15 protein-coding genes are annotated in these 17,985 nt (G+C 70.8%); 10 read left to right on the top strand and 5 right to left on the bottom strand.

The window, feature by feature from the left end:
- Positions 1-33 precede the first annotated feature (33 nt).
- On the top strand, positions 34-1,044 hold the full coding sequence (locus ABH926_RS23720; protein WP_370367915.1) for a LacI family DNA-binding transcriptional regulator: 1,011 nt from the start codon (positions 34-36) through the stop codon (positions 1,042-1,044).
- Positions 1,045-1,053: 9 nt separating this feature from the next.
- On the opposite strand, the gene ABH926_RS23715 is transcribed toward ABH926_RS23720, so the two are convergent.
- Together ABH926_RS23715 and ABH926_RS23710 are read right to left on the bottom strand one after the other, a co-directional pair.
- Complete coding sequence (locus ABH926_RS23715; protein ID WP_370367914.1) at positions 1,054-1,557, bottom strand: GNAT family N-acetyltransferase; 504 nt, start codon at positions 1,555-1,557, stop codon at positions 1,054-1,056.
- Positions 1,554-2,276 (bottom strand): MBL fold metallo-hydrolase, encoded by a 723-nt coding sequence (locus ABH926_RS23710; RefSeq protein ID WP_370367913.1) that lies wholly within the window; start codon positions 2,274-2,276, stop codon positions 1,554-1,556. The genes ABH926_RS23715 and ABH926_RS23710 overlap by 4 nt, the downstream gene beginning before the upstream one ends.
- 106 nt (positions 2,277-2,382) lie before the next feature.
- On the opposite strand from ABH926_RS23710, the gene ABH926_RS23705 reads away from it, so the two are divergent.
- Both ABH926_RS23705 and ABH926_RS23700 read left to right on the top strand, forming a co-directional pair.
- A complete protein-coding gene (locus ABH926_RS23705; RefSeq protein ID WP_370367912.1) occupies positions 2,383-5,304 on the top strand; it encodes a BTAD domain-containing putative transcriptional regulator in 2,922 nt (973 codons plus the stop codon).
- Positions 5,305-5,481: 177 nt separating this feature from the next.
- Entirely contained in the window at positions 5,482-5,655 is a 174-nt protein-coding gene (locus ABH926_RS23700) for a hypothetical protein (RefSeq protein WP_370367911.1), read from the top strand.
- 19 nt (positions 5,656-5,674) lie between these two features.
- On the opposite strand, the gene ABH926_RS23695 is transcribed toward ABH926_RS23700, so the two are convergent.
- Entirely contained in the window at positions 5,675-6,517 is an 843-nt protein-coding gene (locus ABH926_RS23695) for an NUDIX domain-containing protein (protein WP_370367910.1), read from the bottom strand.
- Entirely contained in the window at positions 6,447-7,229 is a 783-nt protein-coding gene (locus ABH926_RS23690; protein ID WP_370367909.1) for a rhomboid family intramembrane serine protease, read from the bottom strand. The genes ABH926_RS23695 and ABH926_RS23690 overlap by 71 nt, the downstream gene beginning before the upstream one ends.
- 443 nt (positions 7,230-7,672) lie before the next feature.
- Between ABH926_RS23690 and ABH926_RS23685 the strand changes: the two genes are divergently transcribed.
- Entirely contained in the window at positions 7,673-8,308 is a 636-nt protein-coding gene (locus ABH926_RS23685) for an acyltransferase (RefSeq protein ID WP_370367908.1), read from the top strand.
- A 34-nt stretch (positions 8,309-8,342) separates the two neighbouring features.
- Here ABH926_RS23685 and ABH926_RS23680 read toward each other — a convergent pair whose 3' ends face one another.
- Entirely contained in the window at positions 8,343-9,407 is a 1,065-nt protein-coding gene (locus tag ABH926_RS23680) for a substrate-binding domain-containing protein (protein ID WP_370367907.1), read from the bottom strand.
- Positions 9,408-9,625: 218 nt separating this feature from the next.
- On the opposite strand from ABH926_RS23680, the gene ABH926_RS23675 reads away from it, so the two are divergent.
- The 6 genes from ABH926_RS23675 to ABH926_RS23650 all read left to right on the top strand — a co-directional run bounded on the left by ABH926_RS23675 (position 9,626) and on the right by ABH926_RS23650 (position 17,978).
- Complete coding sequence (locus ABH926_RS23675; RefSeq protein WP_370367906.1) at positions 9,626-10,642, top strand: hydroxyacid dehydrogenase; 1,017 nt, start codon at positions 9,626-9,628, stop codon at positions 10,640-10,642.
- 66 nt (positions 10,643-10,708) lie between these two features.
- Positions 10,709-12,022 carry an ABC transporter substrate-binding protein gene (locus ABH926_RS23670; RefSeq protein ID WP_370367905.1) on the top strand — a complete coding sequence of 438 codons (1,314 nt, stop codon included), beginning with the start codon at positions 10,709-10,711 and terminating at the stop codon, positions 12,020-12,022.
- Positions 12,019-12,951 (top strand): carbohydrate ABC transporter permease, encoded by a 933-nt coding sequence (locus ABH926_RS23665; protein ID WP_370367904.1) that lies wholly within the window; start codon positions 12,019-12,021, stop codon positions 12,949-12,951. The genes ABH926_RS23670 and ABH926_RS23665 overlap by 4 nt, the downstream gene beginning before the upstream one ends.
- Before the next feature lie 16 nt (positions 12,952-12,967).
- A complete protein-coding gene (locus ABH926_RS23660) occupies positions 12,968-13,879 on the top strand; it encodes a carbohydrate ABC transporter permease (protein WP_370367903.1) in 912 nt (303 codons plus the stop codon).
- Between the two features lie 73 nt (positions 13,880-13,952).
- Positions 13,953-16,037, top strand: coding sequence for a right-handed parallel beta-helix repeat-containing protein (locus tag ABH926_RS23655; protein ID WP_370367902.1), 2,085 nt, complete (start codon positions 13,953-13,955; stop codon positions 16,035-16,037).
- A gap of 93 nt (positions 16,038-16,130) precedes the next feature.
- On the top strand, positions 16,131-17,978 hold the full coding sequence (locus tag ABH926_RS23650) for a serine/threonine-protein kinase (protein ID WP_370367901.1): 1,848 nt from the start codon (positions 16,131-16,133) through the stop codon (positions 17,976-17,978).
- Positions 17,979-17,985 lie beyond the last annotated feature (7 nt).

Raw genomic sequence — 17,985 nt, 5'->3', positions numbered from 1 at the left:
TGCTGGGGTTCACACGTAGGACGGGGGAACGGAATGCGGGTCACCATCGCCCATGTGGCGTTGCGGGCCGGGGTGAGCAAAGCCACGGTCTCGCGGGTGCTCAACGGAAAAGGAGAGACGGACGCGGCCACCGCGGCCCGGGTCCGGCGGGTCGTCAAGGAGCTCGGCTACGTGCCCAGCGCCCGGGCGGTGTCGCTGGCCAAGGGCCGGACCGGGGTGGTCGGCGTGCTCGCGCCCGCCCTCACCCGGCCGTGGATCGCGCAGGTGATGCAGGGCGTCGTGGACTCGATGGAGAACAGCGGCCACGGACTCATGCTGTTCACCCGCACCCGCGGCGACGACTCGTTCCGGCGCTTCGCCGGCCAGGTGGACGCCAACGCCTTCGACGGCCTGCTGGTGATAGAGCCCGAGGAGACGGTCCCCGCGGTGGCCAAGATGGCCTCGGCCGCGCTGCCCGTGGTCCTGATCAGCGACCGCGAGGCCGGGCCGGGGATACCGGCGGTGGCGTCCGGGAACCGTCCCGGCGCGCGGCAGGCCGCCGAGCACCTGCTGGGCCTGGGCCGGCGCCGGCCGCTGGTGCTCGCCGGGCCCGACGGCTACGACTGCACCGCCGAGCGCCGGGAGGCGTTCACCGGCGTCTTCGCCGAGGCCGGGTTCCCGGTGCCGGCGCAGGCCTGTTTCCCCGGCGACTACTCCGGCGAGTCCGGCCGCGTGGCCGTGTCGCGGGCTGTGGCCGACGGGATCGAGTTCGACGCCGTGTTCGCCCACAACGACCTGTCGGCCTCGGGTGTCCTGCAGATGCTGGGGACGACGGGCCGGCCGGTTCCGGAGAGCGTGGCGGTCGTCGGGTTCGACGACGCCGGACACGCCGCGCTCGGCGCGCCGGCGCTCACCGCCGTGCACCGTCCGCTGCGCGACATGGGGGCCGAGGCGGCGCGGATGCTGGCCTCGGCGCTGGCCGGTGCGGCGGTCCCGGACGAGCCCGTCGAGATCGCGACCGATCTCGTCGTCCGGGAATCCACGGTGCGGCAGAGCCGAGCCTGATCAGCCCCATCAGGGGGCTGTGACGTCCTGGCGGTAGAAGTACAGCCCGCCCTCTTCCTTCACCAGCACGAAGCCTGTCTTGTCCAGGACGCGCTGGGAGGCGGTGTTGCTCGTCTCGGTGTCGGCGACCATCGTGCGCACGTCCGCGTGCGAACGGCAGAACGCGACCAGGCCGCCGAGGGCCTCGGTCGCGTATCCGTGCCCGCGGGCGCCGGGGACGAGCCCGTAGCCGAACATGACCTGGCCTTCCTCGTCCGGGGGACCGTAGAAGCCGATGGTGCCGATCGCGGCGCCGTCCTGGTCGATCCGGTAGCAGCCGAACGGACCGGCGTCGTGGCCGGCCTCGGCCGCGCCCAGGAAGCCCTTCACCCCGTCGCGGTCGTCCTGCATCGGGAAGTCCTCGGCCCAGCTGTCCTGCTCGCCGGGCGTGACATCGACGATGCGGCGTCCCTCCTCGACGGTGAGCAGATGCAGACTAAGCCGTTCGGTGGACAGGTCGGTCGGGTCGGTCATGCGCGTTGTGCCTCTTTCAGGTAGCGCCGCACGGTCTCGCGGGCGTTCTGTGCCACATGCTTGCCGTGGGTGAACGCGGCGATCTCGTAGTCCATCTCGCCGAGCACGTCCGCGGTCTGCTGGTTGAGCTTGATGTCGTTGCAGAACGCACGGACCCCCCAGCTGAGTTTCCGCACGTTCCAGATCGAGTCGCCGGTGATCAGGACGCCGTCGGCCTCGTGCAGGAGCGCCACGTGCCCGGGGGTGTGGCCGGGGGTGTGCGTCACGCGCAGGCCGCCGCCGACCGGCAGGACGTCGCCGTCGGCGAACTCCTCGCCGACGATCACCTTCGCGAACTTGTTGGCGCCGGGGCCCAGCAGGTTCAGGATCTTGCCGCCCAGCGTGGAGCCGTCGCGCCGCGGGGCGTGGCCGTCGCGCGCGTAGGGTGCGTCGATCGCGCTGATGGAGACCTCGGCTTCCGTGCGCTCCTTGATCTTCGCCACCCCGCCGGCGTGATCGCCGTGGGCGTGGGTGAGCACGATGCGGTGCACGTCGGGCAGGCTCTTGCCCATCGCCTTCAGGCCCGCCTCGATGCGCTTGAGAGAGCTGGGCATACCGGTGTCGACCAGGGACACCCGGCCGTCGTCCTCCAGGATCGCGAAGCTGTTGACGAAATCGAACGGTCCGGCAGGGATCCGCCAGATCTGGGGGGTCAGTTGGAACGCCGGCTGGCTGGCCATCGTGGATGCTCCTCGACATTCGACAACGTTTTTGCCCATGATGGCCGGACCGGATTGCGCGCGCATTGCGCGGGAGCCGGGTGGGGTTCGACGGATGGGGCGGGACATGCGCTACGCAGTCTTGGGGTCGTTGAAGGTGTGGGATGACGCCGGGATCGACGTCCCGGTGCCCGCGGGGAAGCAGAGTTCGGTGTTGGCCGCGTTGCTGCTGCGGCCGGGGCAGGTCGTCGGGTTCGACGCGTTGGTCGGGGCGCTGTGGGCGGATCGGCCGGTGGCCGGGGCGCGTTCGGGGCTGGCCACGTACGTCTCCCGGCTGCGTGCCGTGCTCGGGCCCGACGGCGGTTCGCGGGTCCGGCACGAGGGCCGTGGCTACTTGTTCGCTCCGGAGCCCGGCGACGAGATCGACCACGTGCGGGCCGCGGACCTGGAGTGCCGGGCGCGCGCGGCGGCTGTGGAGGGGCGCTGGTCGCAGGCACGTGAGGCCTCTTCGACGGCGTTGGGGCTGTGGCGCGGCGAGGCGTTGGCGGATGTGGAGTCCGACGAGCTGCGCTGCGAGTACCTGCCGTACTTGGACGAACTGCGGATCCGGTTGGAGCAGCTGCGGATCGACGCGCATCTGGCGTGCGGCGATTTCGACGCGATCCTGCCCGCGTTGCGTGTCGTGTCCGGCACGCATCCGCTGAACGAGCCGTTCCACGAGCGGCACTTCGTGGCGCTGTACGGCGCGGGCCGGCATGCCGACGCGCAGGAGTGGTACCGGCAGGTGCGGTTGCGGCTGCGCGAGGAGATCGGGTCCGAGCCGTCGCCGCTGTTGCGCCGGTTCTACGAGCAGACGTTGCGGGGCGCCGGCGTCGGCGCGATGGTCGACGAACTGCTCGGCCCGCGGTTCTTGACGCGGCCGGCGGCGGCGGTGTCGGAGCTGCCGATGCCGGGGGCGCTCGCGGCGGTGCGGGAAGCCGAGACGTTCTCGACCGATCCGCCGTACCCGGACCTGCTGCCTCCGCCGCCGCGGCGGTTCGTCGGCCGTGACAGCGAGCTGATCTCCCTGACCGAGGCCATGCGGGGGAACCATCCGCCGGAGCTGCCGGGCCTGACGCTCCTGGTGGGCATGGCCGGGGTGGGGAAGTCGGCGCTGGCGCTGACGTGGGCCCACCGGTCGGCGTCGGAGTACCCGGACGGCCGGATCTACGTCGACCTCAAGGGGTTCGCCGATCGCGGCGCGCCGCTGACGGTCGACGAGGCGGTGCGGACGCTGCTGGACTGCTTCGGCGTCCCGGAGCACCGGATGCCGGCCACCGCCGCCGGACGGGTCGCGCTGTATCGGGCGGTGATCGCGGACAAGCGGGTGCTGATCGTGCTGGACAACGTCGGGCACTCCGATCAGGTGCGTCCGCTGCTGCCGCCGGCCGGTCCGGCGCAGTTGCTGGTGACGAGCCGCAGCGCGCTGGCCAGTTTGGTGACGATCGACTTCGCGAAGGCCGTGAACCTGGAGCCGCTGTCGGCTCGCGAGTCGCGGGATCTGCTGAACCTGCGGCTGGGGGCCGAGCGCACCAGCGGGCATGAGGAGGCGCTCGCGGCTATCGCAGAACACTGTGCCCACCTGCCGTTGGCGCTGGTGGTCGCGGCGGGGCGGGCCCGGGTGCGGCCGCAGACGCCTTTGGCGGAGCTGGCCGCGCAGCTCGGCGAGATCGGGAGCAGCCTGGGGACGCTGGACGGCGGGGACGCGGCGGTGAACGTGCGGACCGTGCTGTCGTGGTCGTACCGGCAGCTCAGCCCGGAGGCGGCGCGCCTGTACCGGCTGCTGGCCCTGCATCCGGGGCCTGATCTGTCGACGGCCGCGGCGGCGTCGCTGGCGGGCCTGCCGCTCGCCGACGCGCAGGCGACGCTGGCCGAGCTGGTCTCGATGAACATGGCGGCGGTCGATGCGGGCGGCCGGTATGGCCGGCACGGGCTGCTGGAGGCGTTCGCGACCGAGCGGTTGGCGGCGGAGGAGGACGAGGGCGAGCGGGACGCGGCGTACCGGCGGCTCGTGGACCACTACCTGCGCGCCGCGGTGAGCGCGAGCGTGTACGGCTCGACGGTGGCGCTGCCGTCGCCGGCGGAGCTGCCGCCTGCCCGGCCGGGCACGGTGTTCACGCCGATCACGGACACCGCGGGCGGTGTGGCGTGGTTCGACAGCGAGCGCGAGGTTCTCAGCGTCCTGGTACCGGCGGTGGCCGCCGCCGGCCTGGACGCGGAGCTGTGGCAGTTGGCGTGCGCGCTGTCCACCGGACTGGCGCGCATGGGACGCCTGCAGGAGGACGTCGCCAACGCCCGCCTGGCGCTGGAGGCCGCGCGACGCCTGGCGGACCCCGTGGCCGAGGCGCACGTGCACCGCATGTTCGGTCGCGACCTGCCGCGTCTGGGCGACCCCGAAGGCGGCCTGCGCCACCTGGGCCGGGCCCTGGAGCTGTACTGCGCGGCCGGCCACATGGAGGGCATCGCGGAGACGAAGCGGACGGTGGCGAACGTCCGCGTGGTCCAGGGCGACCTGGCCGCCGCGGTCCCGCTGCTGCAGGAGTACCTGGCGCACGCCGAGGCCGCCGACGACCGCCACGGCCAGGCGATGGCCCTCAACGCGCTGGGCTGGAGCTACGCGCACCTGGGGCGCCTCCCGGAGGCGCTGGCCAGCTGCCGCAAGGCGCTGAAGCTGAAGGTCGCGACCGGCCGCCTGGACCACATCGGCATGCTCTGGGACAGCCTGGCCCTGGTCCACCACCGCCTCGGCGACCTGGACGAGGCGCAGACCTGCTACCACCGCGCCATCGAAGCCTGCCTGGCCGAGGGCGACACGACGCAGGCGGCGCTGTCCTCGATGCGCCTCGGCGACGCGCTGCGTGACCGCGGCGACCACGCCACCGCCCGCCGGAACTGGCGCGAGGCGCTCGCGGTGTTCGAGGCCGCGCGGCGGCCGGAGGCGGCGCTGGTGCGGGAGCGGCTGGCGGCGATTCCGCGGCAGCGGGCGGGGGTGGAGTCGGGGTCGCGGTGAGGGGGTGGTGGGTGCGCGAGTACCGGTTGTTTGTGGGTTGACCGTCAAAGGCGATTTTTACGGCTTCGCGCATGGTTTACGGGATCCGCTGGTGGCGCGGTTCGGTTGAGCGACTCGTTTCTCGCTGGCGGCTGGCGGCTGGCGGCTGGCGGTCGTGGCTGTGCATAGCCTTTTGGCATGACCTCTGAGCGGGAGCAGGCCGTGCAGGCAGCCATCGACCGTGAGTTGCGGCACGTGCACCTGACCTACTTCGCCGACAACCAGGGGCGCAGGGCGTGGCGGAGCTCGGTGTGGCGGTTGACGGAGACCGGCTGGCGGATGTACTTCCACCAGGGCACTTTGGCTGGTTGAGGCCGCCCGCACCCGGAACTCACCTCGCCCGCCGCAGCCGTCCCTCCTCGAAGTCCTGCGGCGGGAGCCGCCCCTCCCGCACCGCGATCGCGTTCACCAGGCGCTCGTACGTGTGCGGCGCCATCAGATCCCTGGCTGCCTCGACATCGAAGAACCCGAACTCGTCGATCTCGTTCTCCTGCAGCCGGATGCGCGCGATGTCCTCCGCGCCGAGGACGCCGCCGTCGTAGAAGTAGTGGATCAGGGGCGGGCGCTCGGCTTCGCGCGGGCGCCAGTCGACCATCAGCAGCGCGCCCGGTGGCACGTCCAGGCCGATCTCCTCCAGGGACTCGCGGCGTGCGCCATCGGCGGGGAATTCGCCCTCCTCGACGCCGCCGCCGGGGAAGCTCCACTTCTTGTCCTTGCGGTAGGACTGGTGGACCAGGAGGATCCTGCCGGTCTCGTCGTGGAACAGCATCGAGGCGCCGACGATCACCTTCGGGAGGGATGCCACCCACGCCGCGCGGTCCTGCCCCGTCCCGTGTTCTGCCAGGCGGGGTGCGCCGGCGTCGATCGAGCGCATGTAGAGGCGGCCGAGGTGCTCGCTCAGGACGCGCTCCGGGTCGGGGACCACTGTTGCCAGGGCTACGGAGGCGGCGGTGATCACGTCGCAGAGTTCTGCTGCCAGATCGGCTTCGGTGTGGCTGCGGCCCTTGCGCGGGTTCTGGCCGGTGGTGCCGATCAGGGCCGCCGCGGCCTCGCCCGCTTCCTCGGCGACCTTCAGGACCCGCAAGGGGACCGCCAGAGTGGGGTCAGTGTCCGGATGTGAGTCCAGCCAGGCCTTCTGCTGGCGGACCACCTGCCAGATCAACGCCTCGTCCATGCGTCACCATGCCCTTCGCGCCCTCGGCCGACGAGTGCAGTGCCGAGGTGCGCAGCACCGTCGCGCCGATCAACACAGCCAGTATCGCGACCAGACCGGCTGTCTGGACGAAGGCCTGGCGGGTGCGCGGGGCGTAAACGTAGACCAGGCCTATCACCACGCCTGTGACCAGGCCGCCGAGGTGGCCCTGCCACGAGGTGAACCGCGAGGCCAGCACCAGCCACAGCACCGCGATCACCAGCTGCCGCTGGCCGCCGAGCGGATCGAAGTGGAGTTTGCGGCTCAGGATGAAGTACAGCCCGATCAGTCCGAAGATCGCCCCCGACGCCCCGATGGACTGCGTGTACGGCGCGGTCAGGTAGTAGCAGAACACTGATCCGCCGATCGCCGACAGCAGATACGCCGCCAGGTACCGCACCCGCCCTATCTGCTGCTCCACCACCACGCCGAACATCCACAGCGACAGCATGTTGAACAGGATGTGCAGCGGCCCCAGCGGCGGCTGGTTCGGCAGGATGTGCACGAACGCCGACGTGAGCATCCGGTACCACTGGCCGTGCGCGACGCCGATGGGGTGGTAGCCCGGCGGCGGCGACGCCATCGCCTCGTAGAGCGCGTTGTTGGGCCCGCGCATGGCGTCGGAGAGCATGCCGAGCTGGTCCACGACCGAGTGCTTCAGCAATTCCGCCGCGTACACCGCGAAGTTCAGCATGATGAGCGCGATGGTGGCGACCGGTCGCGAGCCGCCGGACGCCGGTGCCCCGAAAAGCGTCCGCGCCTGCCGTACGTCCTTGTTCCCCGAACGGACACACTCAGGGCACTGAAACCCCACCGAGGCGCTGCGCATGCAGTCCGGGCAGATGTATCTGTCGCAGCGTGTGCATCGCACGTGGCTCTCGCGCCCGCCGTGCCGATAACAGGTGGTGACCGGCGCGGCGGCGTCGGGGACGGACATCGCGGGAGTCCTCCGGGCGGGTGCGACAAGATGCAGCGGACGGCACAAGGTACGGCGCAACGGGACGGCACACCCTACCGTGCACGAGCCCCTCGGCGGCGGGCCCCGGCCTGAGCTCTCCGGCACGAGGCGCGAGCCGTCCCCGCCGGCCGTATGCTGACGGCGATCCCCTGCTGTGATCATGTCGAGAAGAGAACCCAGTGCCCCGTCGTCCCCGCTGGATCGACCGTCTCACCGCCGCCGCGATACGCGGTGTCTGGGACTGGGCCCGAGTGCGCGGCCGCATCACGGCGACCGACCCCGGCCGGTACCGCTTCGCCCATCTCGGCCCCGGCGCCGCGTTGTCGTTCCCGCTCGGCGCGCTCTACAACGAGCAGTACATGGCCATCGGCGAGGGCACGCTCGTCGGCGAGGGTGTGAGTCTTGCGGTGGGGTGGCCGGGGGAGGACTTCGGCGAGGAGATCGTCCTGCGCATCGGCCGGGGCTGCTCGATCGGCCGCGGCAGCCACATCGTGGCCCACCTGCACGTTGACATCGGCGACGACGTCTTCTTCGGCCCGTACGTCTACGTCACCGACCAGAACCACGGCTACTCCGCGCTGGACACCCCGATCGGCCGCCAGGACGCCGAGGACAAGCCGGTGACCATCGGCGACGGCTGCTGGCTGGGTGTCGGATCGGTGATCCTGCCGGGGACGACGCTGGGGCGGAACGTCGCGGTGGCGGCCGGCGCGGTGGTGCGGGGGTCCTTCCCGGACCACTGTCTGATCGGCGGGGTGCCGGCCCGGGTCCTCAGGCAGCACCGCGCCGAGGACGGCTGGCGGGCCAGCCTCTAGCCGCCGATCTGTTTCCCCCCGCGCTTGCCGGCCGTTACGCCGAGCGGGCGACCCCCGACGACTCCCGCACGATCAACCGCGGGGAGACGTCCACGTGCCGCGCCGGCGCCCCGGGATCGCGCACCAGGTCCAGCAGCGTCCGCACCGCCAGCTCCCCGACCGATTCCTTCGGCGGCGACACCGCGGTCAGCGCCGGCCGGGTCAGCGCCGAGAACTCGTCGTCGTACGCCACGATCGACATCTCGCGCGGGACCGCGAACCGGGTCGCGAAACCGTTCTGCAGCAAGGCCAACGCGTCCTCGTCCGAGTGCACCAACAGCGCGGTCGCGTCCGAGGCGCGCAGCCGCTCGGCGAGCGCGTCTATCTGCTCCGCACCCCACTTCGGCCACCCGGCGAGGTCGGTGCCGATGATGCGCGGCGTCTCCGGCAGGGCCAGGGCTGCCGCGGCCTGCTCGAAGCCGCTCAGCACGCTGCGCGAGGTCGGCGTCTCGCCGCGGGCGAACATCGCGATGCGGCGGTGCCCGAGCTCGTGCAGATGCCGGACGGCGAGCCCCGCGCCGGTCTCGTGGTCCGTGCGCACCCAGGACGTCGTCGCGGCCGCCGGGCCGTAGGAGCGCCGCTCCACCAGAACCGTCGGGACGCCCAGCGCCCCGGCCCACTCCACTTCGTCGGCGGGTGCCAGCAGCACCGCCTGGGCCCCGGAGTCCACCAGGCCCATCGCCAGCGAGAGGTCCTGGCCGGACTGGTAGTCCGAGACCGCGACCAGCAGCCGTCCCTCCGGCTCGCGCAGCACCCGGCGCATCCCGTCGACGACCCGGTTGAAGTAGTAGGACGACTTGGGGATCAAGGCGCCGATGACCGGGAGGTCGGCCTCCTCGCCGCCGTCCTGGTGCCGCGCGGGCGCCGCGGGCTCGGCGGACGCCGGCAGCACCGCGCCGCCGTGCACCTTCTCCAGTTGCCCGGCCTTGGCCAGCTGGTCCAGGTCGCGGCGGACGGTCACGTCCGAGACGCCCAGGATGCCGACCAGCTCGGCCACCTGCACCGACCCGCGCTCGCGGGCCAGGCGAAGGATCAGGGCGTGCCGTCTCGCGGCGAGCACGGACCACCTCCTCGCTGGGGTCTGTCGGGAGCGTGAGCAGAAGCTATCAGTCAGAACCGTTCACAGCATGCGGGTCCGTTGGGCTTCCGGCAAGTCTCAGTTATGTTTTTGTTTGTTTCTCATCGATTCTCATCGAACGTATTGACTTTCGGTTACCTCGTTCTGACACTGGTCACCGTTGTTCGTTTGACGGCTCGTCCGAAAGGCACCGCCTCTTCATGGATCGTCCTCATCTCGTCCTGGCCATGCGCCCCGCGCTGCGCCCGCTGCTGTTCGACGCGGCGGCCGAGGCGCGGCTCGCCGAGCTGGCCGAGACCGATCCGGGACTGGTGGTCACCGACTTCGGCGACCCGGCGGCGGCCGTCGCGCTGGAGCGGGCCGAGGTGCTGATCAGCGGCTGGGACTGCCCCGTGCTCGACGAGGCGGCGCTGGCGCGGATGCCCGCGCTGCGCGCCGTCCTGCACTCCGGCGGCAGCGTGAAGCACCACGTCACCGAGGCCGCGTGGGGGCGCGGTCTGCTGGTCAGCTCGGCGGTCGCCGACAACGCCGTGCCGGTGGCCGAGTACACGCTCGCGATGGTCATCAGCGCGGGCAAGCGGCTGCCGGAGATGGAGCGCGCCTTCCGCGCCGAAAGGGACGGCCGGGACTGGCAGCACTGGTCGCAGGACTTCGGCCCGGTCGGCAACCACCGGCGGGTGATCGGCGTCGTGGGACTCTCCCGCGTCGGCCGCCGGGTGGTGGAGGTGCTGCGGGTCCTGGACGCGACCGTCCTGGTCCACGACCCCTACGTGCCGGACGACGCGATCCGCGAGCTCGGCGCCGTACCCGCCGGGCTCGACGAGCTGGTCGCGGCCAGCGACGTGGTCAGCCTGCACGCGCCGAGCAACGCCGAGACCCGGCACCAGATGGACCGGCGGCGGCTGGCCCTGATGAAGGACGGCGCGACGCTGATCAACACCGCGCGCGGTGCCCTGGTGGACACCGCGGCGCTGGCCGACGAGCTGCGGTCCGGGCGGCTGTACGCGGTCGCCGACGTCACCGCCCCCGATCCGCTGCCGGCCGACTCGGAGCTGTTCGACCTGCCGAACCTCACCCTGACCCCGCACATCGCCGGCTCGATCGGCGGCGAGTTGCGGCGCCTGGGCGACTTCGTCCTGGCCGAGCTGGCGCGCCTGAACGCCGGGCAGGACCTGCTCGGTCTGGTGCGGCCGGAGACCCTGTCATCCATAGCCTGACAGCACCCTGATAGACCTTGTGCGCCACCCCTCACCGAAGAGTCTCACCAGAGAGCGAGTCCCGATATGCGAACCAGTAAGAACGTCTACCGCGCCGGCGTCATAGCCGCCGCGGTGGCCGTCTCGGCCGCGAGCCTGTCGGCCTGCGGCAGCTCCAGCAAGCCTGGCACGTCCTCGGGCACCAAGGCCTCGGGCAGCACCTCGTTCACCTACTGGTCGATGTGGCAGCAGAACGAGCCGCAGGCCAAGGTGATCAAGAAGGCCGCCGACGACTTCACCGCCGCCACCGGCATCAAGGTGAACATCCAGTGGCAGGGCCGCGACGTCATCACCAAGCTGACCCCGACCCTGCGCACCGGCTCCTCGGCAGACCTGGTCGACCAGTCGGTGAACGCCCTGGGCGCGCTGGTGGCCAAGGACGAGACCACCGACCTGAGCGGCTTGTACGGCACCACGATCCCCGGCGAGTCCCAGACCGTCGGCCAGGTCATCCCGGACAGCTACAAGCCGTTCCTCAACGACAAGAGCGGCAAGCCGTTCATCGCCCCCTACGAGGTCTCCTCCGAAGGCCTGTGGTTCGACGCGTCCAAGTTCCCGGACCTGGCCGCCAACCCGCCGAAGACCTGGGACGACCTGCTGGCCCTGTTCGCCAAGGCCAAGGGCATGGGCCTGACCCCGCTGGCGGTCCCCGGCGACGACAAGTACTGGGTGCTGCTCACGCTCCAGCGCGAACTCGGTACCGACGGCCTGAAGAAGCTGGCCAGCGACAAGACCGGTGCCGCGTGGGACGACCCCAACGTCCTCAAGGCCGCGAAGCTGGTCCAGGACCTGCGGGACAAGGGCGACATCCTCAAGGGCTACGAGTCCAGCAAGAGCATCGACGAAGAGGGCGACTGGGCCAAGGGCCAGGCCGCGTTCTACCTGTCCGGCACCTGGGTGCCCTCCGAGGCCGCGCCGAACGCCACCGCCGGCTTCAAGTTCGACAGCATCCAGCTGCCGGCCCTGGACTCGGGCAACACCGACACCGGCATCAACTTCTTCGGCTTCGCGGTCCCCAAGACCGCCAAGCACTCTGACGCCGCCGAGAAGTTCGTCGCCTTCTTCATGAAGAAGGAGGAGCTCTCCGGCATCTCCACCCAGGCGCTGAACCTGACGCCGCGCGCCGACATCGACCCGCCGGCCCAGCTGGCCTCGATGAGCAAGGCGCTGACCGGCACCGTCTACGCCGACCAGGGGCACCTGTCCGTGGACTACGCGGACTGGACCAACAAGATGCTGAACCCCGAGATGATCCGCCTGATCACCGGCCAGGACGACGCCGCGAAGTTCGTCGCCAACGGCAAGCAGGGCACGATCGACTACTGGAAGTCCGCGTCGTGACCAGCGCCACCGTCGGTGTCCGGCGGGGCCGGGCCAAGGGTTCGCCCCTGGCCCGGCGCCGCCGGCGCGTCTTCGGGCCGTTCCTGGCACCCGCGCTGATCCTGTACACGGTCCTGTTCATGGTGCCGACCGGGTACTCGTTCTACGCGAGCTTCACCAGCTGGGACGGGTTCTCGAACCCGCGGTGGAAGGGCACGCTGAACTACGACCACCTCACGCACGACCCGGCGTTCAAGGACGCCTTCTTCAACACCCTGAAGCTGCTGTTCGGGTGCGGCATCTTCCTGTTCGTCCTGAGCTTCGCCTTCATGCTGATGCTGCGCGAGATGAAGGGCCGCCGGTTCATCCAGGGCTTCATCTTCCTGCCGCACATCGTCTCCGGCGTGGCGCTGGCCGCGTTCTGGGACTTCCTGCTGAACCACGACGGGATGCTGAACAAGGGCCTGCACTCCTTCGGCCTGGGGCCGGTGGACTGGCTCAAGCCGCAGTGGCAGTTCAACGCGATCCTGCTCGCCATCGTCTGGATCAACACCGGGTACTACGTGACGATCCTGATGGCCGGCGTGGACCGCATCCCGCCGTACTACTACGAAGAGGCCAAGCTCGCCGGGACCAACTCCTGGCAGCGCTTCCGGCACATCACGCTGCCGATGTCCTGGGACGTGGTCGGGACCGCGGCGGTGCTGTGGACCATCGGCACGGTCAAGATCTTCGAGTTCATCCTCGCCTTCTCCGGCTCGCAGGGGAACCTGCCCACCACCAACCAGTGGACGTCGGCGATGTACGTCTACGGCGAGACCATCGGCGGCACGTCCCCGATCTACGACTTCGGCCGGGCCTGTGCCGGCGCGGTCGTCACCCTGGTGGCGGTCGTGGTGGTGGTCGTCGTCCTGCGCCGGGTCACCAGCCGCGACCGGCTCGAGCTTTGAGGAGGGCGGCGATCTCATGAGCACCGCAACGACCGGGTCCCGCGCTGAGAGCGCGGCGCAGGACCCCCGCACCCCGGCGGCGGCCCCCGCCGGCCGCCGCCGGGTACCGTGGGCCCGTCTTCCGGGCGCCGCGCTGATCTGGCTGTTCGTCGCCTTCTGCGCGTTCACGTTCCTGTTCATCCTGCTCAGCTCGCTGAAGTCGAGCTACAACGTGCTGAACCACCCGTTCGGGCTGCCGACCGAGCTGAAGTTCTCCAACTGGAGCCGGGCCTGGCACGACGGCGGCTTCGGGCCGGCCTTCGTGAACTCGGCGCTGGTGGTGGTGGCGGCCGCGGCCGGGACCGTGCTGCTGGCCTCGCCGGCGGCGTACGTCCTGGGCCGCAACCAGAACCGGCTCTCCGGCGGCGTGAGCATGTACTTCGTGCTGGGCCTGGGCATCCCGATGCAGATCATCGTGCTGCCGCTGTACTCGATCATGGCCAAGGCGCACCTGATCGACAACCTGGCCGGGCTGATCGTGCTCTACATCGTGGTGAACCTGCCGTTCACGGTGTACCTGCTGATGTCGTTCTTCGCCTCGCTGCCCGGCGAGCTGGAGGAGGCCGCGGCGCTGGACGGCGTGGGCCCGGGGATGACGTTCTGGCGGATCATGCTGCCGCTGGCCAGGGGCGGCCTGATGACGGCGCTGACGCTGGTGGCGATCGCGTGCTGGAACGAGACGTTCCTGGCGCTGATGTTCCTGCAGACCAATGACAACTTCACGCTGCCGCTGGCGCTGGTCAACTTCCTGACCCAGCAGCAGTTCACCGGCGAGGACTTCGGTGTGATGTTCGCCGGGGTGTCCATCGCGGTGCTGCCCATGCTCGCGCTGTACGCGTGGCTCGGGCGCCGGATCACCGAGGGGCTGACCCTCGGAGCGGGGAAGTAGGCGCACCACCTCTGCACCACCTCACGGGGGCGAATCCCCATTCACGCACCACCAACTCTGGAGGTACGTACCTGTGAAAGCGCATCTGCGCGCTTCCATCTCGGCGCTGGGGGCCATGACCCTCGGCGCCGTCGGCCTGCTGGCCGTCACGGTCCCGACCGCACACGCGGCCGGGACCGTGTACTACGTGGACTGCTCGGCCGCCGGTGACGGCAGCGGGTCCTCGGGTTCGCCGTGGAACGCCCTCGCCGATCCCGACGGCCATGTCTTCACCGCCGGCGACACGCTGTCCTTCAAGGCCGGGACCACCTGCGACGGCACGCTGACGCCGCAGGGCTCCGGCGCCTCGGGCTCGCCGATCACCGTCAACGCCTACGGTTCCGGTGCCGCACCGGTCATCGAGGGCGGCGGCGCGACCGAGGCCACGGTCCACCTGGTGGACCAGAGCTACTGGACCATCAGTGGTCTGAAGGTCCAGAACAGCTCGTCCACCCGGGCGCAGCACGAGGGCATCCTGGTCGAGGTCGCGGGTTCGGCGAACCAGGCCGGGATCTCGATCACCGGCAACGAGGTCGCCAACGTGGCCGGCTGGGGCGACAAGACCGGGACGAACGCGTCGTGGTTCTCGTACTCGGCGGGCATCGCCGTGCGCGTGGCCACCGGATCGGGCGTCTTCAACGGCGTGTCCGTGACGAACAACAACGTGCACGACACCGGGGGCGGCGGCATCAAGGTCGAGGGCGAGGCCTCGGCGATGAGCACCGGCGTCTACATCGGGCACAACACCATCACCGCGGCCGGCGGCGACGGGATCGTGGTGCACGACAGCGACTCCCCGCTGGTGGAGTACAACACGGCGACCGAGCTCGGGCTCGGGGCGTACCCGTTCGTGGCCGGGAACTTCGCCGGGATGTGGCCGTACCACAGCAACAATCCGACGTTCCAGTACAACAGCGTCGGGGCGCAGACCGGGGTCGTGAACGACGCGACCGCGTGGGACTGCGACGTCAGCAACACCGGCACCTGCCTGTACCAGTACAACTACTCGTACAACAACGCCGGCGGCTTCTACCTCGACTGCCTGTCCGGCTGCGGCGGGGCGGCGACGACCACCAACGCGGTGCTCCGCTACAACATCTCGCGCGACGACTGCCGGTTCACCAACTCCAGCACCGGCACCGGCACGCACTTCATCTACAACAACACTTTCTTCTGCCCGGGCAAGCCGATCTCGGACACGCTCGGCGGCAACGTGGTGTGGCAGAACAACATCTTCGTGGCCCCGACGGCCTCCTGGGCCTCGGATTCCTCGGCGACGTTCGACTCCAACACGTACTTCGGAGGCGTCGCCGCACCCTCCTCCGGCGACGCGCACGCCCACACCGCCGACCCGCAGCTGATCAACGACGCGGCCGGCACGCTGGCCATCAAGCTGCACACCACCTCGCCGGAGCTGGGCACCGGCGCGGTCGTGGCGAACAACGGCGGCAAGGACTACTTCGGCAACGCGGTGTCCGCCACCACCGCCCCGAACCGCGGCGCCTACAACGGATCGGGCGACGACAGTGTCCTGCCGTTCTCGGCGTCGCTGAACGACACCGCGGTCACGTCCGACGCCAACCGCTGGGCCGCCAGCCTCAACTCCGCGACGCAGAGCGGCAAGAGCTTCTCCGCGACCGCGCTGGCGACGGCCGGCCTGTCCGCGGGCGGTGATGTCACCGCGGCCGGCGTGGACTTCGGCCCCTGGCATCCGCAGGCCTTGGACGCCACCGACAACGTGATCGCCACCGGCCAGACCATCGCGGTCACCGGTACCGGTACGAAGGTCGGGTTCCTGGGCTTCAGCACCACCCACGGCGTGACGGAGAGCGGCACGCTGCACTTCACGGACGGCACGTCACAGGCCTTCACGCTGACGCTGTCGGACTGGACGGACACCACCCCGGCGTCCGGCGACACGCTGGTGGCCAAGGCGGCGTACGCGAACCAGCACACGTCTACGTACAACGGGAGCACGACGACCTCGAGCGGGTCGTTCTCGGTGTGGGCGTACTCGGTCGCGCTGCCGGCGGGCAAGACGCTGGCGTCCGTGACGCTGCCGAACCTGGCGGCCTCCAGCGCGACGTCGCAGCACCTGTTCGCCTTTGCAGTGAGCTGACACCCGCGGCGCATCTGTGACAGAGTGTCGGCGGTCTGAGAACACGGTTGTTCTTAGGCCGCCGACACAGTGCAGACCACGGGGGTGGCTGGGATGGCAGAGCTGAACGCGAACGATCCGGCCCGGATCGGCCCGTACGAGCTGTTGGGCACTCTCGGATCCGGCGGCATGGGCCGCGTCTACCTGGGTCAGGATCCGGACGGCGAACGTGTCGCGGTCAAGGTCGTCCACTCCGACATGGCGCGCGAGCCGGAGTTCCGCCGCCGCTTCCGACGGGAGATCGAAGCCCTGCGCGCGGTGTCCGGCCCCGGGATCGCCTCGATCCTCAACGCCGACGCCGAGGCGGAGCGGCCGTGGCTGGCCACCGAGTACGTGGACGGGCCGTCGCTGCACGAGGTGGTCGCCCTCAGCGGAACGCTGGACGCGGCGGCGCTGCGGGCACTCGGCGCCGACCTGGCCCGGACCCTGGCCGCGGTCCATGCCCTGAACCTCGTCCACCGGGACATCAAGCCGACCAACCTGCTGCTGTCCGCCGACGGCCCGAAGCTGATCGACTTCGGGATCGCCCGCGACCTGGCGGCCAGCACCATCACCCGGACCGGGTTCGCGGTCGGCACGCCGCAGTTCATGGCACCCGAACAGCTGGAGTCGGGCCATAAGACCGGCACGGCCGCCGACGTCTTCGCACTCGCCGGACTGCTGGTGTTCGCGGCGACCGGCCACGGACCGTTCGGCGACGGGACTCCGGCGCAGCTGCTGTACGGGATCGTCCACTCCGAGCCGGAGCTCGACGACGTGCCGGCGGACCTGCGGCCGCTGCTGACGCGGTGCCTGGCGAAGGATCCGGCGCAGCGGCCCACGGCGAGGCGAGTGGCTCAGGAGTTGGACCGGCCGGCGGCCGCCGGGGATCCCGAAGCCACAGTCCCGCTCGGCGATGCTCAGGACGGCCCTAGCAGCCCCACGGGCCCTAGCAGCCCCACGGGCCCTGGTAGCCCCACGGGCTCTGGCGGCGCCACGGGCTCTGGCAGCCCCGCGAGCCTTGGCGGCCCTGCGAACCCTGACAGCTCTGCGATCCCTGGCGGCGCCGCTGGCCCTGACGGCTCTGCGGAGTCTGGCGGCCCCGCGAACCGTGGCGGTGCCGCAGACCCTGCCAGCCCTGCCGGCGGCGGGCGCCGGCGTCGGCGCGCGGCTGTGGTGGGAGTCGGGACGCTCACAGCTCTAGTCGTCGCCGCGGCAGTGCTGATGGAGGGAAACGGGGTTTGGGGCGACAACTCCGATCACTCACCGAAGAGCGGGGCCCAGGCCGGCGGTCGGACTTCGGCCTCTGATCCGACAGGCGTGTCGGGCGCCGGTACATCGTCGGGCGGCGGCGGACCGTCCGGTGGTGCCCCGACGAACCGGGGCGCGGCGCTGTCCTCCGGTCCGTCAGGGTCCGGATCGGCGTCCGGATCAGCCGCGAGCGGTACGGGCAGCGCTCCGAGCGGCGGATCGAGCGGCAACGGCACCAGCGGCGGCCCGGGTCCGACCACCGCCAATCAGCCCACCGGCGGCCACACCAGCAGCTCGGTCAGCCCGCCGACGAGGACCGCCACCTCGACCCACACCGTGCCCCCGCCGTCCCACGTCTCGTCCACTCCGCCGGCGCCGCCGGCGGGCAGCGCACCGGGACCCGTGACCGGGCTCAGCACGCACGTCGACGCGCCGGAGTACATCACGATGACGATCAGCTGGTCCGCCGATCCGGGCGCGGACAGTTACCTGCTCCGATACACCGAGTCGGGGCGTACCGGTGAGCCGACCGATCCGGAATCGGGAACCAGCGCGGACATCCCCATCATCCCGGGGGAGACGGTCTGCATCCAGCTTCAGGGCGTGAACTCCCACGGTGCGTCCGTCTGGTCGCCGGCCAGTCCGGACTGCGTGATCGCCTTGTCGAACTGAGCGCGTC

This window comes from Catenulispora sp. GP43 (assembly GCF_041260665.1).
Taxonomy (GTDB): domain Bacteria; phylum Actinomycetota; class Actinomycetes; order Streptomycetales; family Catenulisporaceae; genus Catenulispora.
This window is presented reverse-complemented; position numbering and strand designations above follow the sequence as displayed.

Bases quoted from the DNA above. Each gene is read 5' to 3' on its own strand.
- ABH926_RS23705 (WP_370367912.1), top strand. From the start codon at position 2,383: ATGCGCTACGCAGTCTTGGGGTCGTTGAAGGTGTGGGATGACGCCGGG.
- ABH926_RS23650 (WP_370367901.1), top strand. From the start codon at position 16,131: ATGGCAGAGCTGAACGCGAACGATCCGGCCCGGATCGGCCCGTACGAG.
- ABH926_RS23690 (WP_370367909.1), bottom strand. From the start codon at position 7,229: ATGCTGAACTTCGCGGTGTACGCGGCGGAATTGCTGAAGCACTCGGTC.
- ABH926_RS23670 (WP_370367905.1), top strand. From the start codon at position 10,709: ATGCGAACCAGTAAGAACGTCTACCGCGCCGGCGTCATAGCCGCCGCG.
- ABH926_RS23720 (WP_370367915.1), top strand. From the start codon at position 34: ATGCGGGTCACCATCGCCCATGTGGCGTTGCGGGCCGGGGTGAGCAAA.
- ABH926_RS23715 (WP_370367914.1), bottom strand. From the start codon at position 1,557: ATGACCGACCCGACCGACCTGTCCACCGAACGGCTTAGTCTGCATCTG.
- ABH926_RS23660 (WP_370367903.1), top strand. From the start codon at position 12,968: ATGAGCACCGCAACGACCGGGTCCCGCGCTGAGAGCGCGGCGCAGGAC.
- ABH926_RS23675 (WP_370367906.1), top strand. From the start codon at position 9,626: ATGGATCGTCCTCATCTCGTCCTGGCCATGCGCCCCGCGCTGCGCCCG.
- ABH926_RS23695 (WP_370367910.1), bottom strand. From the start codon at position 6,517: ATGGACGAGGCGTTGATCTGGCAGGTGGTCCGCCAGCAGAAGGCCTGG.
- ABH926_RS23710 (WP_370367913.1), bottom strand. From the start codon at position 2,276: ATGGCCAGCCAGCCGGCGTTCCAACTGACCCCCCAGATCTGGCGGATC.
- ABH926_RS23700 (WP_370367911.1), top strand. From the start codon at position 5,482: ATGACCTCTGAGCGGGAGCAGGCCGTGCAGGCAGCCATCGACCGTGAG.